General features: G+C 63.6%; 15 protein-coding genes. 8 read left to right on the top strand and 7 right to left on the bottom strand.

Going from position 1 to position 20166, the window contains the following annotated elements:
* Nucleotides 1–14: 14 nt before the first annotated feature.
* Nucleotides 15–692: an MIP family channel protein gene (locus tag FJ980_RS07635; RefSeq protein ID WP_140542307.1), complete on the bottom strand. Its 678-nt coding sequence runs from the start codon at nucleotides 690–692 to the stop codon at nucleotides 15–17.
* A gap of 330 nt (nucleotides 693–1022) precedes the next feature.
* Here FJ980_RS07635 and FJ980_RS07630 point away from each other — a divergent pair, with 330 nt between their 5' ends.
* From FJ980_RS07630 to FJ980_RS07620, 3 genes are all read left to right on the top strand, one after another.
* Nucleotides 1023–2315, top strand: a complete 1293-nt coding sequence (locus FJ980_RS07630) for an RsmB/NOP family class I SAM-dependent RNA methyltransferase (protein ID WP_140542306.1) — start codon at nucleotides 1023–1025, stop codon at nucleotides 2313–2315.
* A gap of 94 nt (nucleotides 2316–2409) precedes the next feature.
* Nucleotides 2410–2871, top strand: a complete 462-nt coding sequence (locus tag FJ980_RS07625) for a PaaI family thioesterase (RefSeq protein WP_140542305.1) — start codon at nucleotides 2410–2412, stop codon at nucleotides 2869–2871.
* A gap of 139 nt (nucleotides 2872–3010) precedes the next feature.
* Nucleotides 3011–3649, top strand: a complete 639-nt coding sequence (locus FJ980_RS07620; RefSeq protein ID WP_140542304.1) for a 5'-methylthioadenosine/S-adenosylhomocysteine nucleosidase — start codon at nucleotides 3011–3013, stop codon at nucleotides 3647–3649.
* Nucleotides 3650–3661: 12 nt separating this feature from the next.
* Here the strand turns inward: FJ980_RS07620 and FJ980_RS07615 are convergent, their stop codons facing one another.
* On the bottom strand, nucleotides 3662–3979 hold the full coding sequence (locus FJ980_RS07615; RefSeq protein ID WP_140542303.1) for a hypothetical protein: 318 nt from the start codon (nucleotides 3977–3979) through the stop codon (nucleotides 3662–3664).
* Between the two features lie 87 nt (nucleotides 3980–4066).
* On the opposite strand from FJ980_RS07615, the gene FJ980_RS07610 reads away from it, so the two are divergent.
* The 3 genes from FJ980_RS07610 to FJ980_RS35315 all read left to right on the top strand — a co-directional run bounded on the left by FJ980_RS07610 (nucleotide 4067) and on the right by FJ980_RS35315 (nucleotide 6888).
* Complete coding sequence (locus FJ980_RS07610) at nucleotides 4067–4537, top strand: MarR family winged helix-turn-helix transcriptional regulator (protein ID WP_140542302.1); 471 nt, start codon at nucleotides 4067–4069, stop codon at nucleotides 4535–4537.
* Between the two features lie 58 nt (nucleotides 4538–4595).
* Nucleotides 4596–6158 carry a glutamine-hydrolyzing GMP synthase gene (gene guaA, locus FJ980_RS07605; RefSeq protein WP_140542301.1) on the top strand — a complete coding sequence of 521 codons (1563 nt, stop codon included), beginning with the start codon at nucleotides 4596–4598 and terminating at the stop codon, nucleotides 6156–6158.
* A gap of 292 nt (nucleotides 6159–6450) precedes the next feature.
* Complete coding sequence (locus FJ980_RS35315) at nucleotides 6451–6888, top strand: Arm DNA-binding domain-containing protein (RefSeq protein ID WP_246676344.1); 438 nt, start codon at nucleotides 6451–6453, stop codon at nucleotides 6886–6888.
* A 162-nt stretch (nucleotides 6889–7050) separates the two neighbouring features.
* Here the strand turns inward: FJ980_RS35315 and FJ980_RS07595 are convergent, their stop codons facing one another.
* The 3 genes from FJ980_RS07595 to FJ980_RS07585 all read right to left on the bottom strand — a co-directional run bounded on the left by FJ980_RS07595 (nucleotide 7051) and on the right by FJ980_RS07585 (nucleotide 16127).
* Nucleotides 7051–7635: an invasion associated locus B family protein gene (locus FJ980_RS07595; RefSeq protein ID WP_140542300.1), complete on the bottom strand. Its 585-nt coding sequence runs from the start codon at nucleotides 7633–7635 to the stop codon at nucleotides 7051–7053.
* A gap of 74 nt (nucleotides 7636–7709) precedes the next feature.
* Entirely contained in the window at nucleotides 7710–8498 is a 789-nt protein-coding gene (locus FJ980_RS07590) for a SapC family protein (RefSeq protein WP_246676347.1), read from the bottom strand.
* Between the two features lie 90 nt (nucleotides 8499–8588).
* Nucleotides 8589–16127 carry an autotransporter-associated beta strand repeat-containing protein gene (locus FJ980_RS07585; protein WP_181181133.1) on the bottom strand — a complete coding sequence of 2513 codons (7539 nt, stop codon included), beginning with the start codon at nucleotides 16125–16127 and terminating at the stop codon, nucleotides 8589–8591.
* A 329-nt stretch (nucleotides 16128–16456) separates the two neighbouring features.
* Here FJ980_RS07585 and FJ980_RS35310 point away from each other — a divergent pair, with 329 nt between their 5' ends.
* Nucleotides 16457–17515, top strand: a complete 1059-nt coding sequence (locus FJ980_RS35310; RefSeq protein ID WP_246676343.1) for a winged helix-turn-helix domain-containing protein — start codon at nucleotides 16457–16459, stop codon at nucleotides 17513–17515.
* A gap of 33 nt (nucleotides 17516–17548) precedes the next feature.
* Nucleotides 17549–18106: a tetratricopeptide repeat protein gene (locus FJ980_RS35305; RefSeq protein WP_246676342.1), complete on the top strand. Its 558-nt coding sequence runs from the start codon at nucleotides 17549–17551 to the stop codon at nucleotides 18104–18106.
* 92 nt (nucleotides 18107–18198) lie between these two features.
* On the opposite strand, the gene FJ980_RS07575 is transcribed toward FJ980_RS35305, so the two are convergent.
* Together FJ980_RS07575 and FJ980_RS07570 are read right to left on the bottom strand one after the other, a co-directional pair.
* Nucleotides 18199–18495, bottom strand: coding sequence for a tyrosine-type recombinase/integrase (locus FJ980_RS07575; RefSeq protein ID WP_246676346.1), 297 nt, complete (start codon nucleotides 18493–18495; stop codon nucleotides 18199–18201).
* A 161-nt stretch (nucleotides 18496–18656) separates the two neighbouring features.
* Nucleotides 18657–19799, bottom strand: a complete 1143-nt coding sequence (locus FJ980_RS07570) for a Fic family protein (protein WP_348640649.1) — start codon at nucleotides 19797–19799, stop codon at nucleotides 18657–18659.
* Between the last annotated feature and the right edge of the window lie 367 nt (nucleotides 19800–20166).

Here is a 20166-nt window from a genome sequence, read left to right as displayed (position 1 = left end):
TTATCGAACTGTGGTCAGTCTTTTTCGAAGATGCCGGCCTTGGCGACGACACCGGCAATCGCTCCGCCGATCAGCGGCGCGACGATGAACAGCCAGAGCTGGCCGAGCGCGGCACCCCCCGAAAACAGCGCCGGGCCGATCGAGCGCGCCGGATTGACCGAGGTGCCGGTCACCGGGATCATGGCGAAGTGGATCCCCGCCAGCGTCAGGCCGATGACCAGGCCGGCAAAGGCGGTGGTGTGCTTGGCATTGGTGACGCCGAGGATCACCGTGACGAAGGTGAAGGTGCCGATCAGCTCCCACAGGAAGGCCGAGCTCATGCCCCATTTCGCTTCGTCCCAGCCATTGGCGCCGAAGCCGCCGGTGTGGCCGCCGACCTGGCCGGAAACGATGATCCACAGCGCCAGCGAGGCGATGATGGCGCCAATGATTTGCGCGATCCAGTAGGGGACGACATCCTTGGCCGGCATCCGCCCTGCCAGGAACACGCCGAGCGTCACCGCCGGATTGAGATGCGCGCCCGAGATCGGGCCGATCGCATAGGCCGCGGCGATCAGGCCGATGCCGAACGCCAGGCCGATGCCTTCCTGTCCGAGCGGCAGCGCGCCGCCGAAGCCGCCCGTAACCACGGAGGCGGTGCCGATGAACACCAACAAAAACGTGCCGAGAACTTCTGCCAGATAAGTCTTCATTGCCCTCTCCTCATAGGACCCGCCAAACCGCATTTCCCGCGTCGCGAATCACCGCCGGAAGAGTATTCCTGCGGACAACACTTGCAAAGCTGGGAGGTTAAGCCGGCGCGCTTTCTTGCAGGCGTCAATCAAAACATTAGAAGTCTTTCATATTCTGATCGATTGTTCTTGTCTGCCGGCCGCGCTGCTCAACATGGAAAAACCGCGCGGCTAAATCGCCGGTCTTGAAACGCCATTTCATCGGCAAGCCGAAATGGAACTGTTTCAATCCTGGCCTGAAAGGCTTTAAGAGCGGGCTGGAACCGAATTGTAACAGCTACGGAAAACAGGATGCGACTGGGCGGAAGGCTGGCGGCGGCCATAGAGGTTCTTGAAGACATCGGCCGGCGCCACCGGCCGGTGGCCGACGCGCTGCGCGACTGGGGCCTGTCGCATCGCTTCGCCGGCGGCGGCGACCGCGCGGCGATCGGCAACATCGTTTATGATGCGCTGCGCCGCAGACGCTCAGCCGGTTGGCTGTTCGGCGAGGACACGCCGCGCGCCATCGGCTTCGGCGCGCTTCTGCTGGAATGGGGCCAAACGGCGCAGTCGCTCAACGACGCGCTCGACGGCGACAAATTCGCGCCGCCGCTGCTCAGCGCGTCCGAGTTGAAAGCGGCTGCCGAGCGCAGGCTTGGCGAGGCCCCCGATGCTGTGCGGGCCGATGTCCCGGACTGGTGCGCGCCGTTGCTCGAGCAGGCCTATGGCGACGCCTGGGTCCAGGAAGGCGCCGCCCTGGCGCAGCGCCCGCCGCTGGATCTCAGGGTCAACACGCTCCAGGCCGATCGCGCCAAGGTGCTGGCCGAGCTCCACGGCACCGGTGCCGCGCCGGCGGCGATCGCGCCGCATGGCATCCGCATCCCGCCGATCGACGGCGACGGCCGGCATCCGAACGTGCAGGCCGAGCCTGCCTTCCAAAAAGGCTGGTTCGAGGTGCAGGACGAGGGCTCGCAGCTTGCCGCCGCGCTTGCCGGCGCCGCGCCCGGTATGCAGGTGCTCGATTATTGCGCCGGCGCCGGCGGCAAGACGCTGGCGCTGTCGGCCGACATGGACAATCGCGGCCAGCTCTTTGCCCATGACGCGGAGAAGGTGCGGCTGGCGCCGATCTTCGAGCGCATCCGCCGCTCGCACAACCGCAACGTCCAGGTCGTCAGCAAGCCCGCGGAGCTTGCGCCGCTCGCCAACCATATGGACATCGTGCTGATCGACGCGCCCTGCACCGGCAGCGGCACCTGGCGGCGGCGGCCCGACGCCAAATGGCGATTGACGGAAAGGCAGCTCGATGCCCGCAAGGCAGAGCAGCAGGCGATCCTCGACACCGCGCAAGCCTTCGTCAAGCCGGGCGGCCTGCTGGTCTACATCACCTGTTCGGTGTTCGATGCCGAGAACGGCGAGCAGGTCGCGGCATTCCGCGAGCGCCATGTCGGCTTCGCGCCGGTCGATCACCGCCAACTGTGGGACAGCCGCTTCCCGGGCCATGAAGGGGCCGCGCGTATTGCCGATGCCGGCGGTATCTCGCTGTCGCCGGCGCTCAGCGGCACCGACGGGTTCTATTTCCACGCCTTGCGTCGGACTGCCTCTTGAAGACAGCCCGGCTTTTGCTGCGCTGCAGCATAAAAGATTGCCTGTCTTGCCTGGCTCTGCAATAAACTTCGCCAGCAATGTGAGGCAAAGCGCCATGGCGGCAGCCAAGATCGTACCCGCTCCGGATTTCGAGGAACGCGTCAGGGCGTCCTTTGCCCGCCAGGAGGCGATGGCGACAATCGGCGCCGAGCTGACGCTGGTGACGCCTGGCATCATCGAGATCGAGATGCCGTATTCCGCCTCGCTGACGCAGCAGCACGGTTTCCTGCATGCCGGCGTCATCTCCACCGCGTTGGACTCCGCCTGCGGTTACGCGGCCTTTTCGCTGATGCCGGAGAATTCCGGCGTACTGACCATCGAGTTCAAGGTGAACCTGCTCGCGCCGGGCAGGGGCGAGCGGTTCCTGTTCCGCGGCTCCGTGACCAAACCCGGCCGCACCATCATCGTCGCCGACGGCCAGGCCTACGCCTTCGCCACCGACGGCGAGGCCAAGCTGATCGCCACCATGACCGGCACGATGATGACGGTGGTCGGCCGCGACGGGATAGAGGGGTGAGGAGCGGTCCGCGCAGCGGACGAAAAGCCCCCAAATGGGCTTTTCGAGCGACGAACGCCCGGAGCCATAGCGAAGGCCGGCAGGCGGCGAGGGCACGTTGTCCCTTTCTCGTCGTCGTAGCAAATAGGGGTAAAGCTTCATGACTGTCGAAGTGTCACGCCTGTCGCAAAAATCCGTTCTCTTCGTCATGGCGGCTGAGGCCGAATACGGTCCGCACCTGAAAAACCTGTTCACGCCGCTGATGACCGGGGTCGGTCCGGTCGAGGCCGGGGTCAGGCTGGGCGCCGAGCTCGCGGCGTTGAAGGCTGAAGGAGCGCTTCCGGACCTGGTTGTCTCGCTGGGCTCGGCCGGCAGCCGCAAGCTGGAACAGACCGAGATCTACCAGGCCGTGTCGGTGAGCTATCGCGACATGGATGCCTCTCCGCTTGGCTTCGAGAAGGGCGCGACGCCTTTCCTCGAATTGCCGGTGTCGGTGCCGCTGCCCTTCGTCATTCCGGGCATCAAGACCGCCACGCTCTCGACCGGCGGCGCGATTGTCTCCGGCGTTGCCTATGACGCCATCGATGCCGACATGGTCGACATGGAGACCTTTGCCTGCCTGCGTGCCTGCCAGCTGTTCGGTTTGCCGCTGATTGGGCTCCGCGGCATTTCGGACGGCGCGGCCGATCTCAGGCACGTCAACGACTGGACGGAATATCTGCACGTCATCGACGAGAAGCTCGCCGCCGCCGTCGCCTTGCTGGAACAGGCGATCGGCGGCGGCCTGCTTGGTGGCTGACTGCCGATTGGATCAGGTCACAAGGCGTTGCGGATCACCGAAATCGATGCGTGAAATGCGTCCACGAGAGGCGCCTGTCGCATCGATATAGTCGATTGCCCCCGGTGTATGATCGAGTTTCCACGCGCCGGCGGGGCCGTTTTTCCATTCGACCTTGTAGCCGTCGTCAAGCAGCGTCCAGGTCCCGTGAAAGCGAGTGCCATCCGGCAGGAGCATGTGCGCCCGATCGTCGGTTTCATAGTGGATGAAGGCATTCTTGCCGCCCATGTCGATGACATGCGTGGTTCCGACCATGATAATGGCCAGCGTGTCCCTGTTCAGTATCGTCATTGTTCCTGTCCCCGGGTTTGCGTTTCTCGAATGGCCTCGACGCCAAGAATATCGTCAAGTATCTTGACCCTACGGAGTTCGGATTAAATGGTCAAGGAACTTGACGAAAAAACCGACGGGCTGCCCGATCACGTCGGTTGGCGGCTGTGGCAGGCGAGCCGTGCCTGGCAGGCGGAATTTGCCGCTGCCATGCGAGCCGCCGGCCACGCCTGGTTCAGCGAAGCGCGCGCAGGGCTGCTTGGACACATCCCCCGCAACGGCACGCGCCAGTCGGCATTGATCGAGCGCGCGGCGACCTCCAAGCAAGCGGTTCAGCAATTGCTCGACGGGCTGGAGGCGGAAGGCGTGCTGGAGCGATTGCCCGATCCGCGGGACGGGCGCGGCAAGCTCGTGCGCTATACGCGCAAAGGCCTGGATGCCTTGCGCGACGGCGATCGCATCAAGCTTCAGATCGAACGCGGCTATATCGATCGCCTCGGCGAACAGCGGTTCGCGGCGCTGATGGACGCCTTGCGCTCACTTGACGCCGAGCAGGGAGAAGCACCAGGGTCGAAGTGAACGGTGCGACCGCGCGCAACCCATTGCGCCGACTCGTTTCTTTCTCTAAAGGCTCGCCATGACGACAGCCAATCATCCCGACACCGTTCTGATTGTCGATTTCGGCAGCCAGTTCACGCAGCTCATCGCCCGCCGCATCCGCGAGGCCGGCGTCTTTTCCGAGATCGTGCCGTTCCAGTCGGCCGAAGCGGCCTTCAAGCGCATCAAGCCCAAAGCGGTGATCCTGTCCGGAGGCCCGGCCTCGACAACCGACATCGGCAGCCCGCGCGCGCCGCAGGTCGTCTTCGACGCCGGCGTGCCGGTGCTCGGCATCTGCTACGGCCAGATGGCGCTCTGCGTGCAGATGGGCGGCGTCGCCGAAAGCTCCAATCATCGCGAGTTCGGCCGCGCCTTCGTCGAGATCGAGAAGGAGAGCCCGCTGTTCGAAGGCCTGTGGGCCCCCGGCCAGCGCCACCAGGTGTGGATGAGCCATGGCGACCGCGTCATCGAGTTGCCACCGGGCTTCAAGGTGCTCGGCAAGTCGGAAAGCTCGCCCTTCGCCATTTTCGGCGATATCGAGCGCAAGATGTACGGTATCATGTTCCACCCCGAAGTGGTGCACACGCCGGACGGCGCAAGACTACTCAGGAACTTCGTCCACAACATCGCCGGCATCGAGGGCGACTGGACGATGCGCGCCTATCGCGAGCACGCTGTGGAATTGATCCGCAAGCAGGTCGGCAAGGGCAAGGTCATCTGCGCGCTCTCGGGCGGCGTCGACTCCTCGGTCGCCGCGCTTTTGATCCACGAAGCGATCGGCGACCAGTTGACCTGCATCCTCGTCGACCACGGTCTGATGCGCAAGCACGAGGCCAAGGGCGTGGTGGAGATGTTCCGCCAGCACTACAACCTGCCGCTGATCCTGGTCGACGCCTCCGACCGCTTCATCTCGGCGCTGGAAGGCGAGGCCGATCCTGAAAAGAAGCGCAAGACCATCGGCCGGCTGTTCATCGAGGTGTTCGAGGAAGAGGCGAAGAAGCTCGGCGGCGCCGATTTCCTGGCCCAGGGCACGCTTTATCCCGACGTCATCGAAAGCGTCTCCTTCTCCGGCGGTCCGTCGGTGACGATCAAGTCGCACCACAATGTCGGCGGCCTGCCCGAGCGCATGAACATGAAGCTGGTCGAGCCGCTGCGCGAACTCTTCAAGGACGAGGTGAGGGCGCTCGGCAAGGAGCTCGGCCTCCCCGAAAGCTTCATCGGCCGCCATCCTTTCCCCGGCCCCGGCCTTGCCATCCGTTGCCCGGGCGGCATCACGCGCGAAAAACTGGAGATCCTGCGCGAGGCCGACGCCATCTATCTCGACGAGATCCGCAAAGCCGGCCTCTACGACGCCATCTGGCAGGCCTTCGCCGTGCTGCTGCCGGTGCAGACGGTGGGCGTCATGGGCGACGGCCGGACCTATGAATTCGTCTGCGCGCTGCGCGCCGTGACCTCCGTCGACGGCATGACGGCCGATTTCTACCACTACGACATGAACTTCCTCGCCGCCGCCGCCACCCGCATCATCAACGAGGTCAAGGGCATCAATCGGGTGGTGTATGACGTAACGTCAAAGCCGCCCGGGACGATCGAGTGGGAATGACCCGGCGTCCTTCGCGGTGTTTCGCGGTCTATCGAAAAGACGTCCTATCTCGTTGAAAATGAAATAAAAAATCTCTGCTATCTATCGCTCCCCATCGCCCCAAAGCGCGACCATTTGACGGTACGGCTGACGGTATTTGGATTTTTGTCAACGAGTCGCTTTTCAAATATCGTCAGCACCACAAGGCCAAGCAGTGCAACGATTCGATGCGTAAAATACTGATATAAAAGGAATACAGGAAAAGATTGACGGTATTTCGCGTGACGGTAAAAATAGGGCCTTGACGAGGTGATTGGACGTCGAAAAGGCCTTTCCGATGCTGACCGATCTTGCGCTTAAGAGGCTGAAACCAAAAGAGAAATTGTACAAGCTGTCGGATCGTGACGGTATGTACGTCGTCGTTGCGCCCTCGGGGCTGATTACCTTCGGCTACGACTACCGTCTCAACGATCGCCGCGAGACGCTGACCATCGGGCGCTACGGTCCGGACGGCATCGGTCTGTCCGAAGCCAGAGACCGATGTACGGCCGCAAGGAAACGTTCGGTCTATGTCGTATCGAGCCGTGATCGTCCCCGACAATTCCGCGATCTGCGCGCGCAGGAAATATTCGGTTCCGAAAATTCCCTTTCGGCCAAAAGCGGCGCAGGTCTTGCAGCCGCCCCTTCAAGCCGAAGTCGGTCACGCGCCACGCTGGAAAGCGAATCGAGCATGCCGACGGTGATCCTCTGATTGCCGGTGCGATCAAGCGTCGCCTGCATCCGTTCGGCATCGGTCTTCGCCTGATGGTGAATCGCCTTTAGGCCCGCCATACGCTCCTTCGTCACCGAATCGCCCTTGTCGACCATGCCGGATGGCGTCAAACATGCTCCTCTGCTCAGGTTTCGATCAACCTCAACGTGATAGCGCCTCCACACGATCGAGGGCGGTGCTGAAGCCTTGCAGCGAGATCGAGAACGGCGCCGCCGCGCCGCCATCAGCCGTCGCCTTGACCTTAAGTGCCGTGCCGGCGCGCAGCCCCACCAGCGTCGGCGCATCGAAGGTGACGGGGACGAGGCACCCGGCGGGCACGCAGGTATGGAAGCGCAGCGGCGGCATCGCCGGTTTGTCGTCGACCTGGAAGGTGACGCCGGAATCGAGCGCGAGCCCGAACGGCAGGATCAGCGTGCCAGAGACGGTGTTGCCGGTTGGCGCTGCCAATTCGATAGCAAGGACACGCTGGCCGTTCTGCTGCTTCTGCTGCTGTGACATGACGCAACGCTTGGCGCTGTTTGCGACCTGACAGGCCACGACCCAGTCCTTGTAGGTCTCGTTCAGCAACGACGCCCCGCCTGGAAGGCCTGATGCGGCAGCGCCGCCGGTCGACTGGCCGCCGGTCTGCGCCTGTGCGATCTGAAAGCGTTGTGGCGCGGGATCGTCGTGACTATCGGCGATCGCTGCGGCATGGCTCGGTGTCGAGATGGCGACCCCGGGCGCCATGTAGACTGCCAGGCTAGCGGCAACTGCCAGAACTGTGCCTGCGGAAATGCCGTAAACGCGAATCTTCCTGCTCATCATGCGAGCGCCTTTCGTTCGTTTGCGCGCTGCGCGTTGAGGTCGAAAAGTCCCTTGAAGCTCTGAAGCGAGGCGAGGTGCAGGGTCACGAGATCGAGCCAGCCCCTCGCATTCCAGTCCGTGACGGTCTCGGCCGGCAGCGCGCGAAACGCCTTCTCGTCCACGGCTAGGAACCCGTTCACCTGATGCCGCGAGCCGTCGGGCAGCCGGAAGTCCACATGGTATGGCGTCAGTGCCTTCGCGGCGACGAGCGCCTGCCCGAAGGCGACAGTGTTCGTGGAATCGTCATAGTATGCCTGGCAGAATGTCATCGCCGATTGCGCGGTCGCGGTCGGTCCACCCGCCTCGTCAAACAGCCGCTCGGCGTCGTGCTGGTCCGCGCTCGACCCGACGAAACGACCCGATGCGCGATCAATGCTGAGCAGTTGCCCCGCCTTGTCCGGCGTCTCGGTCCCGATGAAGGGATAGCGGCGGACATAAGCCGGAATGTAGCTGCCCGCGCGCCATGAGCCGTCGCGCTCGATGAACAGATTATGATCTCGCTTGATAGCGACGAGCGCGATTGGCGAGGCATTGTCGTCGATGGCGAAGACGATCGGATAGTGCCGCAACGCGATGGCGAATTCGCCGACGCAGAGCGGAATGGCCACGGCCTCACGCGCGAACCCGAAGCCCGCCAGTGGCGCCAGCCCGGCATCGCGATGGTCCTTGAAACGAAGAAGCACGGGGTTCTTGTAGAAAAGCGGGAGGTGCGGTGTTACCGCATTTGCTTGTGTGTTTTCGGTCATGGTCAACTCAGGTTCCAGACTGGCGCAATGCGCCGTGAGTGCTCAGCCCGTGGGATGAGGAAAGGCTTTAATCGTTCACACCGCTTCCCCTCAGAACCTGACGTTGAAGTTTGCGCGGGCCGATTGGTCAGACATTCGCGAACCGAACTGGCCGCCATAGGAGATGCCGAACGTGGCGTTCGGGGTGATGGCGTAGGAGATGCCGGCCTCGATCACGGCGGCATCTCGCGTGATCGGAATCCCGCCGATGCTGAACGCATCGCCGCCGCTGGCGAAGCGCATGGTGGAGAGCGGTGTCACGTCACCGAATGCATGACGCCAGCCGAGCATTCCGTTCGCTGTCAGCGTGGTTCCCCCGAGATCGAACGTGGTCGAGGCGCGCAGGCCGAGCGTCGTGAAGGTCGCGTCGGTGTTGGCTACCGCGCTGGTCAGTGCCGCCGCGCCGCCCCGCTCGGTGAAGCCATCCGTGTGCAGGTTCATATAGGCGAGATTGGCGAAAGGTTCGAACCGGGCGCCGCCCGCGTTGAAGCCATAGGCGAGTTCGCCGAAGACCTGCGCCGTGGCAGCATTGTACTTGCCCTTCAGGCTGTCTCCAAACCCAGGGAAGATGACGCTGCGATTGGTCGAGATGTCATGCCAAGTGTAAGCAGCGCCGGTGCGGAAGGCGAGGTCGCCCCAGGCCGTGCCGCCATAGAGGCCGAGATGGTAGTTGTCGCTCGTGCCCGAGGAATGACCATCCTTCACGTTGAAATCGGTGCGGCTGTAACCGGCGACCGCGCCGAAGCGCCAGGTGTCGAACACCGGCGCATCGGCGCCTACGAAGAAGCCGCCGGTCTTGCGGTTGAGCGTCGCGGCGTTGCCGTCGCCGTTGGTATGGCCCCAGGAGCCAAAACCCTGGTCCCAGACCGCCAAACGATCGGTGTTGGCCTTCACCGTCACCGGTTTGCCGTCGACATAGGTCGTGACAGTGCCCGAGGCACCGACTGCGTCGAAGGCGGCGCGGATGCGGTCGTTGACGGCGTTGCGGACGAAGCGGCTGTCCTCGATCAGCGCGGTCTTGGCCGACGCGTGGATCTCGCCCGAGAGCTGGTCGAAGGCATATTGCGCCTGCGGAGCCGAGAGGTTCAACACCGCATTGTAGAGCGGATTGCCGAAGCCGAGGCTTTCGATGCCGCCGCCGGTGGCGATCTGGTCCACCGTGATGCCGATGGCGGCGAAGTCGACATTGTTGCGGGTCATCGTCAGAGTGACGTCGCTGGCGCCGTAGCCGAGCGTCGACGTGAGGAAGGCCAGATTGGAGCTGACGCTGTCGAACGTCCCCGTCCTGCCGCCATTGGTCGTCGTGCTGAGGATGATGTAGGTGGTGCTGGGCGCGTAATTGCCCGAGCCCGCCAGCACATTAACCGAGCCGCCATTGATCGCGATCGATCCCGTGGCGTTGATGTGACTAGCCTGACCGGCGGTGTTGACGGTGACCTGATAGATCGAGCCTGCATCGAAGGTGACGTTGCCGGCCACGCTCATCGTGCCGATGCCGCCTGCCACGCCCGGGGCGACGGTCGCGCCGCTGGTGATCGTCAGGCCGCCAACCGAACCACTACCCGTGAACAGGCCGCCCGAGACCGCGACGGCGCCGGTGATGGTGCCGTTGTTGGCCGTGGTTCCCGCGGTCTGAGTCAGGCTGCCGTTGATCGTCCCGTCATTGTTGACGACGCCCGCCGTGTTGAAGTTCCCGTTCCATATTCCGCCGGCCGTATTGCTGATCGTGCCGGTATTGGAAGCGACATTGGCGTTGTAGATGCCGTTATTGGTGACGAGCCCGGTATTGTCGAGAGCGTCCGCCACGGTGCCGTTGTTCGTGATAACGCCGCCGGCCTTGTTGAGGATGCCGGCGGGCGCCGTCAGCGAGCCGCCGGCGGCGATCGTGACGCCGCCGCTGTTGGTCAGCAGCCCCGCCAGCGTGTAGTCGCCGGTTGCAGCCACCGCGAGGGTCGCGCCGTTGGCATTGGAGAACGTTCTGTCGCCGGTCAGCGTGCCGCCGATAGTGAAGATGCCGCCGGCGTTGTTGGCGATCGCTCCATTGAGCGCGCCGCCATTGGCGTTCACCGTGCCGGAGTTGATCACGCCATTCGAGACATGGCCCGCCGTCTGGGTGAAGGTCGCGCCGGCATTGTTGGTCACGCCGCCCGTTACCGTGCCGGCGTTCCGGAACGTGGCGTTGTTGGTGACGTCCGAGGTGATGCCGCCGGCCGCCGTGATCGCCAGCGTGCCGCCATTGATCGTCGTCGAGCCGGTATAGGCGTTCAGTGCCGAGAGCGTCAGCGTGCCGTCGCCGTTCTTGGTCAGGCTCGTGCCGTCCCAGCCGCTGGCGAAGGGACCGGCTTGGTTCGTCAGCGCCATATCGACATTGAAGGCGTCCGTCCCGTTCGCCAGCGTGAACGCGCCGTTGCCCCGCGCCGCGCCGGCGGTCCAGGTCAGGCCGAGGCCCACATTGTAGGCGAGATTGTCGGCGCTCTTGCGGCCCATCGCCGTCAGATAATCGACCGGGTTCGACGCGCCGCCGATGATGACGTTTGCGAAGTCGCCGGAAATGCCGTTCGTCGTCGCGATGACCGTGAACTGCGTGCCTGCCAGTGCGCTGGCCGTCGATGTGCTCGCCGCGAGGCCGGCGATGTTCAGGGTTCCGCCCAGCGACGCGGAGTCCGCCGTGATGATCGGCTGGTTCGCGCCAAGGGTGACGTTCAGGGTCGAGCCGGCATCCTGCGTGAAGGCTCCGGTCACGGCGAGTTGCGCGGCTCCGCCGATGGCGGTGACCGCGCCGCCCTGCGTCGTGTAGGTCGTGGCGCTGAACGTGCCGGTCTGACTGAGCGCCAGCGTGCCATTGCTGACCGTGACCGCGCCCACCGAGTTGTTCGCGCCGGAGAGGGTCAGCGTGCCCGTGCCGATCTTGACCAGCGCGCCGCCGGCGCCCGCGATGACGCCGCTCACCTCGGTCGAAAGCCCGTTCGAGCCGACCGTCAGCTCATTGCTGCCGAGAATATAGTCACCGGCCCCCGCGATCGACCCCGCGCTCAGCTTGTAGTCGCCGTTCGGGCCGGTGGTGCCTGAGAAATCGACCGTGCCGCCCGGATCGTTGGTGATGGCGGCGTTGCCCGCCGTGCCGCTGTCGTTGAAAGCCAGGTAGCCATTGTTGGTGATGACGGCGTTGCCCGCCGTGCTGGCGTCCCGGAAATACAGAGCGCTGTTGTTGGTGATGGTGGCGCTGCCCGCCGTGCTGGTGCCGTAGAAATACAGGCCGCCGTTGTTGGTGATCGCGGCACTGCCCGCCGTGCTGCTGCCGTTGAAAGCCAGAGATCCATTACTGGTGTTGGTGATGGCGGCGCTGCCTGCCGTGCTGGTGCCGTAGAAATACAGCCCGCCGTTGTTGGTGATGGCGGCGCTGCCCGCCGTGCCGGTGTCGTAGAATGCCAGGTAGCCATTGCTGGCGTTGGTGATGCCTGCATTGCCCGCCGTGCTGGTGTCGTAGAAAGTCAGGTAGCCGTAGTTGGTGATGTCGGCGCTGCCCGCTGTGCTGCTGTCATAGAGAGCCATGGCGCCGTTGTTGGTGATGGCGGCGCTGCCAGCCGTGCTGTTGCCCTGGAAATACAGAGCGCCGCTGTTGGCGATGGTGGCGTTGCCCGCCGTGCTGGTGTCGAAGAATGCCAGGTGGCCATTGCTGGCATTGGTGATGCCGGTATTGCCTCCCGTGCTGGTGTTGTAAAAATACAGGCTGCCGTAGTTGGTGACGGTGGCATTGCCCGCCGTGCTGTCGTCGTTGAAAGTCAGGAGGCCGCTGTTGACGATGGCGGTGCTGCCGGCGCTGGTGCCGTTGCGGAAATTCGTCGTGCCGGCATTCGTGATGCCGGTGATGCCGCCGGTGTCGGCGTTGACCACATCGAACGTGCCGCTTGAGCCCACGGTGACGGCGCCCAGAATTGAGCCGGCTGTGGTCGAATCGCCGAGTTGCAGCGTGCCGTCCGCGATCGTGGTGCCGCCGGTGTAGGTGTTGGCCGCGGTCAGGACCAGCGTGCCGAGACCGGCCTTGGTCAGCGCGGCGCCGTTCCAGCCGGTGGCGGGGTTGGCGGTCTGGTCGGCGAGCACCGCCCCGACCGTGAAGCTGTCGGACGGGTTGGTCAGCGTGAACGTGCCGTGAGCCAGATTGTTGTTCGCCGTCCAGCTCAGGCCGTAGCTGGCGAGATATTGCAGATTGTTGGCCGACTTGCGGGTGGAGACCGTGAGATAATCCACCGTGCCGCTGAAGCCGCCGACGGTGACGGTACCGAAGTCGCCGCTGATGCCGGACGTCGTGTCGATCAGCACCCTGTCGAGCTGGCTCGCGTCGTCGATGCCGCTGATGTTCAACGCGACGTCGTTGCCGATCGTGACACTGTTTGCCGACAGCGCCGGGCTGTTGGCGCCGGCAGTGATCGACAGCGCGGTGTTGTCGCCGAAGATCACAGCCTGCGCGACGCTTACGGTCGCCGGCGTCTGGATCGCCAGCGTGCCGCCGGCCACGATGAGGTTGCCGCCGAGCGTGTTGCCGCTGCCGCCGAACTGCAACCGGCCATCGGTGACCAGGGTGTCGCCGGAATAGCTGTTGGTGCCCGTCAGGACCGTGGTGCCCAAGCCGATCTGCCGCACCGCGCCGCTGCCCGAGATGTCGCCGGCAAGCGTCAGCGTCCCGGTACGGTTGAAGGTGAGCACGCCGTCGTTGACGACGTTGCCGAGGATCGAGCCGGTGCCGCCGCCGTTGCCGATCTGGAGCGTGCCGCCCGCGATCGTGGTCCCGCCGGTGTAGGTGTTGTCGCCGGTGAGGATCGTCGTGCCCCCACCGATCTGCCGGACAGCGCCACTGCCCGAGATGACGCCGGAGAAGATTGCCACATCGGAGCGGTTGAAGGCGAGCACGCCGTTGTTGACGACATCGCCGAGGATCGAGCCAGTGCCGCCGCCATTGCCGAGTTGCAGGATGCCGCCGTTGATCGTGGTGCCGCCATTATAGGTGTTGGCTCCCGACAGGGTCAGCGTGCCCGTTCCGGTCTTGACCAGCGAACCGCCGGTGCCCGAAATGACGCCGTTTACCTCGGTCGAGCGATCGTTCGAGCCGACCGTCAGCTCGTTGGCGCCGAGGATATAGCTGCCGGGCCCCGCGATCGACCCCGCGCTCAGCTTGCCGTCGCCGTTCGGGCCGGTGCTGGTCGAGAAATCGACCTCGCCGCTCGAATTGCCGTTGGTGATGGCGGCGTTTCCCGCCGTGCTGGCGTCCAAGAAATACAGGCCGTAGTTGTTGGCGATGGTGGCATTGCCGGCCGTGCTGCTGTTGTAGAAATACACGCCGGCGTTGTTGGTGATGGCGGCGTCGCCCGCCGTGCCGTTGTCGAAGAAAGACAGGACGGCGTTGGTGGTAATGACGGCGCCGCCCGCCGTGCTGCTGCCGCCGAAAGACAGGCCGTCGTTGTTGATGATGGTGGCGTTGCCGGCTGTGCTGCTGTCGACAAAAATCATGGAGCTGCTGTTGGTGATGGTCGCATTGCCCGCCGTGCTGCTTCCGTGGAAAGACAGGTTGCCGTTGTTGGTGATGGCGGCGCTGCCGGCCGTGCTGGTGTCCCAGAAATACAGGTCGTAGTCGTTGATGATGGTGGCGCTGCCCGCGCTGGTGCCGCCCCGAAAATTCGTCGTGCCGCTGTTGGTGATGCTGGTAATGCCGCTGGTGTCGGCGTTGACGACATCGAACGTGCCGCTGTAGCCCGCCACGTTCACGGCGCCCAGGATCGCGCCAGCCGCGTTCGAATCGCCGAGTTGCAACGTGCCGGCGTTGACCGTGGTGCCGCCGGTGTAGCTGTGTGCGCCCGTGAGAACCGTCGTGCCGGGACCGCCCTTGGCCAAGGACGCCGTGCCGGCCAGCGTCGTGCCGATCGTGCCGGGGCCCCAGAGATAGATGCCGCTCGAGGACTTGATCGTGCCCGCACCGGTGGCGGTGCCGCCATAGAAGTCGAAATACTGCACATCGAGCGTGCGGCCCGCGCCGACGGTCAGTGTCGCCCCGGCGGAATTGGTGAAATCGTTCACCCACGACATGTCACCGCCGATGAGCGAGACGCTGCCGCCGCTCTGATTGTTGAAATAGCTCAACCCCAGCCGGACGTCGCCGCCGATGACATTGATCTGGCCGCTGTTGTAGACGCTGCCTGCGGGCGACAGTTGCGCCGTGCCGCCGGGGCCGTTGAAGTTGATGACGCCGCCGGCGTTGTTGTTGATGTCGCCATTGCTCATGACGATGCCGTCGGTGCCGACATTGATGGTGGCGTCGTTGTTCAGCACACTGCCAGTGTCGTAGAGGGTGGCGCGCGCGCCCAGATTGATTTGGCCCGCGCCGGTGTTGGAAATCGACCCGGCGAGCATGTTGTCATCGCCGATATTGACGATGCCGCCCGCGTTGGTCAGGCTGGCGATGCCGCTGGTGTCGGCGTTGACGACATCGAACCTGCCGCCGGATCCCAGCGTGACTGCGCCGATGATCGCGCCGGTCGCGCCGCCGTTGCCGAGTTGCAGAATGCCGCCGGAAATCGTGGTGCCGCCGCTATAGCTGTTGGTTCCCGACAGGGTCAGCGTGCCCGTGCCGATCTTGACCAGCGATCCACCCGCGCCTGAAATGACGCCGCTCACCTCGGTCGAGAGCCCGTTCGAACCGACCGTCAGTTGGTTGGCGCCGAGGACATAGCTGCCGGGCCCCGCGATCGACCCCGCGCTTAGCTTGTGGTCGCCGTTCGGGCCGGTGCTGTACGAAAAATCGACCGTGCCGCCCGAATTGTTGGTGACGGCGGCGTTGCCCGCCGTACTGGTGTTGTAGAAATACAGATAGCCATTGCTGGCGTTGGTGATGGCGGCGTTGCCCGCCGTGCTGGCGTCCCAGAAAGTCAGGTCGTAGTTGTTGATGATGGCGGCATTGCCGGCCGTGCTGGTGTCGTAGAAATACAGACGGCTATAGCTGGCGTTGGTGATGGCGGCGTTGCCCGCCGTACTGGTGCCGTAGAAGAACAGGTTGCCGTTGTTGGCGATGGCGGCGCTGCCCGCCGCGCTGTTGTCGTAGAAATACAGGTTGCTGTTGTTGGTGATAACGGCGTTGCCCGCCGTGCTGGCGTTGTTGAAATCCAGAATGGAGGTGTTGGTGATGGTGGCGCCGCCGGCCGTGCTGTTGTCGTAGAAAGCTAGGTAGCCGCTGTTAGTGATGGCGGCGCTGCCGGCGCTGCTGTTGCCGTAGAAATACAGGCTGCCGTTGTTGGTGATGGCGACGCGGCCACCGTTGGCAACGATGCCGGCGCCGTCGAAGGCGAGGGCGCTGCCGTTGCTGAAATCATAATCCGGGCCGCCCGCATTGAACGTCCAGCCGCCCATGGTGGTATTTGCGGAAAACGACAGGCTGGTGACGGACGAAGCGCCGAACGTGGCCGTGCCGTCCGGCGCGGTGCCGGAACTCCAGTTGGCGTCGTTATTGTAATTGCCGTCGGCCGGGCTGGCGAGCCAGGTCGCGTCCTGCGCCTGCGCCGGAGCCAAATAGGCGGCGACCGTCAGCGCCGTCGAAGCCAGCAATGCGGCGCGTAACAGGTCGCGTAATAACGCTGTGCGGTGCCAAGTGACGTTGCGCGATGAAGCAACGGCGCGCGCGGAAGTCGAAACTGTTCTTGAATCCATGGTTCCCCGGCCCAGAAAGAGACGCGCGGCCGCCGGATTTCGATTCATCCCCGCCTACGTCATTCCCGTCCCTTTCTGGCACCGCACGTCGGAAACGTCCTGAATCGACCGCTGCTAGGTTCTGAATCTTTCCGTTATTTTCTGAATATGGCGCCTTCCGCCGCGCTTTATAGTACCTAGACATAGTTTTGCGGCGGTTTGCCGTTTCGGAGGGGGTAAAGTGCCGCGTGTTGCGATTTTTAGATTTTGAACTGGACCGGCAACTGGCCGAACTGCGAGCGCCAGACGGCGACGTCATCAAAATTCGGCCGAGAAGCCTCGAAATGTTGACGTTTTTCGCCTCCAATGCGGGGAGGGTCCTCAGCAAGCGGGAGTTGATGGAGGCGGTCTGGCCAGGCGTCCATATCGGCGAGGACAGCCTATTCCAGTCAATCCGCGAGATTCGCACCGCGCTGGGCGACGATCAGCGACAGAGGATCAAGCTGATATCCGGCCGCGGCTACCTGTTCGCTGCCGAGGTGACGGACACGACGGATACGGACGCGCCGGAACAAGCCAGCCCGGCGATCGAGCCCGAAATACAAAGCGAGCCGAGCCCGAATCGGCACGGTTTCAGCATGCGGCGCCGCGCCGCCCTTGTGGCTATGGCGGGGCTCGGCGCGTCGGCTCTGGCGGCAGCGACATGGCTCCCCCGATTCCTCGCGGGCTCGCCCGTGACCGTCGCCGTGATGCCTATGGCGGCGGGCGATGATCCACAGGCCGCCCGGATGGCGGCAGACGTCACCCGCGATCTGACCGACGGACTCGCGAAAATCGACGCGATCCGCGTGGTGGTTCCTTCCGACGCCGCGAAGGGCGTCGATTACGTCGTCAGCAGCGAGCTGGAGAAGGCAGCAACCGCGTGGAATTTGCGCGCGCGCATGACCGAACCGGCAACCGGCGCGGTCAAATGGACTACATCGCTCTCCGTTGATCTGGCCGACGCCGATGCGCAACGTCAGCAGACCCGCCTGACCGCCGGCATGGGCCACGCGCTGGCGGGACGCATCAATGCGCTTCAGAATACCGATGAACGCCGGACCGAAGGCGTGCCGTCCGGCGCCGCCAAGGTCGCCATCGAGCAGGCGACGGCCTCGATCAACCAGACGACGCCGGAACGCTTTCGAGCCGCGCAGGCCATGCTGGAAAAAGCCCTTGCCGACGACGCCGACAATATCGACTTGCAGGTCGCGCTGGCGGCGTTTCAGCTCCGTGGCATTCAGATGGCCTGGTTTCCCGCCGACTAGCGAGAGACGGTCGAGACCAGCATCGGGGCGATCATGGCGCGCGCGTTGCGCGCGCAGCCCGACTACATTCCGGTGCTGGAAGCGCATTGCCGGTATCTGTCGACGACAAACCGATTCGTCGAAAGTCTGGTGGCATGCGGCAAGGTGCTCGCGCGCGATCCATGGGATGGGATCGCGCTGTACCTCATCGGGCTGTCCCAGGTTTTCCTCGGCCGCTTCGACGACGCGCTCGCCACGTTCAAGCAGGCGGACAGCTTCGATACGCCCCCGGTCGCGCGCTGGACCTGGGCGATCGGGGCAGGTTTCACCTATCTGCTCATGGGTCGCGCCGAAGACGCCTTGCCCTGGCTGCAACGGTCGATCGCGATCACGTCGGCCAGCGGGCGCACGCATCTGCTGTTGGCCGCCGCCTATCAGCAATTGGGCCGCGTCGCCGAAGCCCGGGCGACGATGACCAAGGCCCTTGAGTTGAGGCCCGGCTCGACCGCGCTCAATGTGCCGGCGCCGACCAAAAACACCAGCCCGGTGTATCTCAAGGCTTCCGAACGGATCATGAGCCTGATGGTGGCGGCCGGGTTGCCGGAGAAATAGCGCTACGCAGAAGTCGTAAGGACAACAAGTGTGGGCGAGCTGAAGTCGTCGGACATCTCCTAGACTAGCGTTGTCGGCCCTCGCACCTCAAACTACGCAGCCTTCGTCACCTGGATAGTATGAAGCATCTCCGGCTTTAGATGCGTGTATCGTCGTAGCATTTTCCAATCTTTGTGGCCTGTGACCAGCGAGACCTGTTGAATTGTGAACCCAGCTTCAAACAGGCGGATCGTTCCTTCATGCCGCAAGTCATGAAAATGAAGGTCCTGGATGCCAAGGTCAGCGCATCCTCGGCGAAAGGCGGTGCCGACTGACCGATGATTGAACGGGAAAATTCGATCATCGTCATTTGGGTTCTTCGCGCAGCCAAAACGCTGTTTGTGTAGCACGAAGATTACTTTTCTCTGGCATAGGACCCTTCCTTTGCCGCTCCACTTATCACCCAATGCCTGCAAATCATGACCGGGCTCCGATGACACAAGTCCTCGAGTTCTCCGGCGCACAATCTAAGGAGTCAGTCCCAGCGTAGTTGATCCAGAACAGTCGCTGCTCAGCGACTGAGATCCAGTTCCGTTCCGGTTCGCAGACATTCCATATAGGCTCGATATGCGAAGCTGCGGTCGCGCTTCTTCCCTGTCGTTTCCACGAGGATATCAATCCCGGCTAGCACTTCGATTGCGCGGGTCGCGGTCGGTTTGCTTGTCTCGAGGAGTTTCATCGCCGATGCGACGGTCACGATCGGATGACGCGGAAGTCGCTCGAATAATCGGAGAGCGGAAACGGATGCTGATTCCACACCGAGCAGCCGCGTGCGATCCGTACTGACGAGGTTGAACAATTCGCGGGCCGAGACGACGGCTTCATCGGCGATCGTTGCCACGCCATCGAGAAAGAAGTCGATCCAGCCCTCCCAGTCGCCTTCCAGCCGCACGACATTGAGGCGCCGGTAGTACTCTTCGCGGTGACGCTTGAAGAAGAGGCTGATATAGAGGAGCGGCGCCTTCAATAATCCCCAGTGCTCCAGAAGGAGGGCGATCATCAGCCGTCCGATTCGTCCATTGCCATCGAGATAGGGGTGAATGGTTTCGAACTGCGCATGCAGGAGGCCCGCGCGCACGAGTTTTGGCAGCCGGTCGTCGGCATGGATGTACTTCTCGAAGGAACTGAGAAGTTGCGAGAGTTTCTCGGAGGGCGGGGGAATATAGACCGCGTTCCCGGGCCGGCTTCCGCCAATCCAGTTCTGGCTGCGGCGTATTTCTCCAGGTTGCTTGCTACCGCCGCGCACGCCACGCATCAATCGCTTATGGGCTTCATTCAAAAGCCGTAGCGAGAGCGGCTGACCACGTTTCGACGCGAGCTGACCACGCGCGTAGGCAAGCGCATCGAGGTAGTTTGTAACCTCCTCGACATCGGCGTTGGGTTGGGGCTGATCCTCGGCTTCAAAGGCGAGAAGGTCGACGAGCGATGCTTGCGTGCCCTCGATCTGCGACGAGATCACCGCCTCCTTGCGTACGAAGGCGTATATGAACCAGTCGAGCGAAGGCACCATCTCGCCCGCCAGATCGAGCCGGGCAAGCGCCTGCTCGGCCTGCCCAAGGCGATGTTCAAGCTTTGCGTCGATGGCGAGCGCCGGCCGCGCAGGCGGCAGATCGAAGGGAACGAAGGCATCGATCTTTTCGCCGCCTGCGGTCACGTTTGCGTATCGGCCTGTTGTGCGCTTCGGCACGTCTTGGGAGCTCGCCCCAGGGATGACGTCGTTTCAACGTCCGCATGCAAGGAACGCTCACGTTCCCTACCAGCCCACTAAGAACTCACTCTTTACTAGCGGAAGCCGTTAGTCAAGAGATCGTTCTTAGAGTTTGCGTGGACAGCACGAAATAGAGATTGGGCGATCCCAGAGGCCACTCGATAGAGTTCCATCGCTGCGCTCGGTCGCTCTCCAGCAACGGGAACTGGTGAATCCTAGCGACCGGCCCATTCCCGCCCGCACTCAGAATCGGAAGTCGCAGTCGAGGAACATTCTTCTTCCCGCGCTATTCGGGAGAAGTTTCCCGGGACAA

The organism is Mesorhizobium sp. B1-1-5, from assembly GCF_006443065.1.
Lineage (GTDB): Bacteria > Pseudomonadota > Alphaproteobacteria > Rhizobiales > Rhizobiaceae > Mesorhizobium.
The sequence above is the reverse complement of the archived record's forward strand: the minus strand, read 5'-3'. Positions and strand labels throughout refer to the sequence as shown.

Coding starts and splice junctions, on each gene's coding strand:
- FJ980_RS07635 (WP_140542307.1), bottom strand. CDS start 692: ATGAAGACTTATCTGGCAGAAGTTCTCGGCACGTTTTTGTTGGTGTTC.
- FJ980_RS07630 (WP_140542306.1), top strand. CDS start 1,023: ATGCGACTGGGCGGAAGGCTGGCGGCGGCCATAGAGGTTCTTGAAGAC.
- FJ980_RS07625 (WP_140542305.1), top strand. CDS start 2,410: ATGGCGGCAGCCAAGATCGTACCCGCTCCGGATTTCGAGGAACGCGTC.
- FJ980_RS07620 (WP_140542304.1), top strand. CDS start 3,011: ATGACTGTCGAAGTGTCACGCCTGTCGCAAAAATCCGTTCTCTTCGTC.
- FJ980_RS07615 (WP_140542303.1), bottom strand. CDS start 3,979: ATGACGATACTGAACAGGGACACGCTGGCCATTATCATGGTCGGAACC.
- FJ980_RS07610 (WP_140542302.1), top strand. CDS start 4,067: ATGGTCAAGGAACTTGACGAAAAAACCGACGGGCTGCCCGATCACGTC.
- guaA (WP_140542301.1), top strand. CDS start 4,596: ATGACGACAGCCAATCATCCCGACACCGTTCTGATTGTCGATTTCGGC.
- FJ980_RS07595 (WP_140542300.1), bottom strand. CDS start 7,635: ATGGCGCCCGGGGTCGCCATCTCGACACCGAGCCATGCCGCAGCGATC.
- FJ980_RS07590 (WP_246676347.1), bottom strand. CDS start 8,498: ATGACCGAAAACACACAAGCAAATGCGGTAACACCGCACCTCCCGCTT.
- FJ980_RS35305 (WP_246676342.1), top strand. CDS start 17,549: ATGGCGCGCGCGTTGCGCGCGCAGCCCGACTACATTCCGGTGCTGGAA.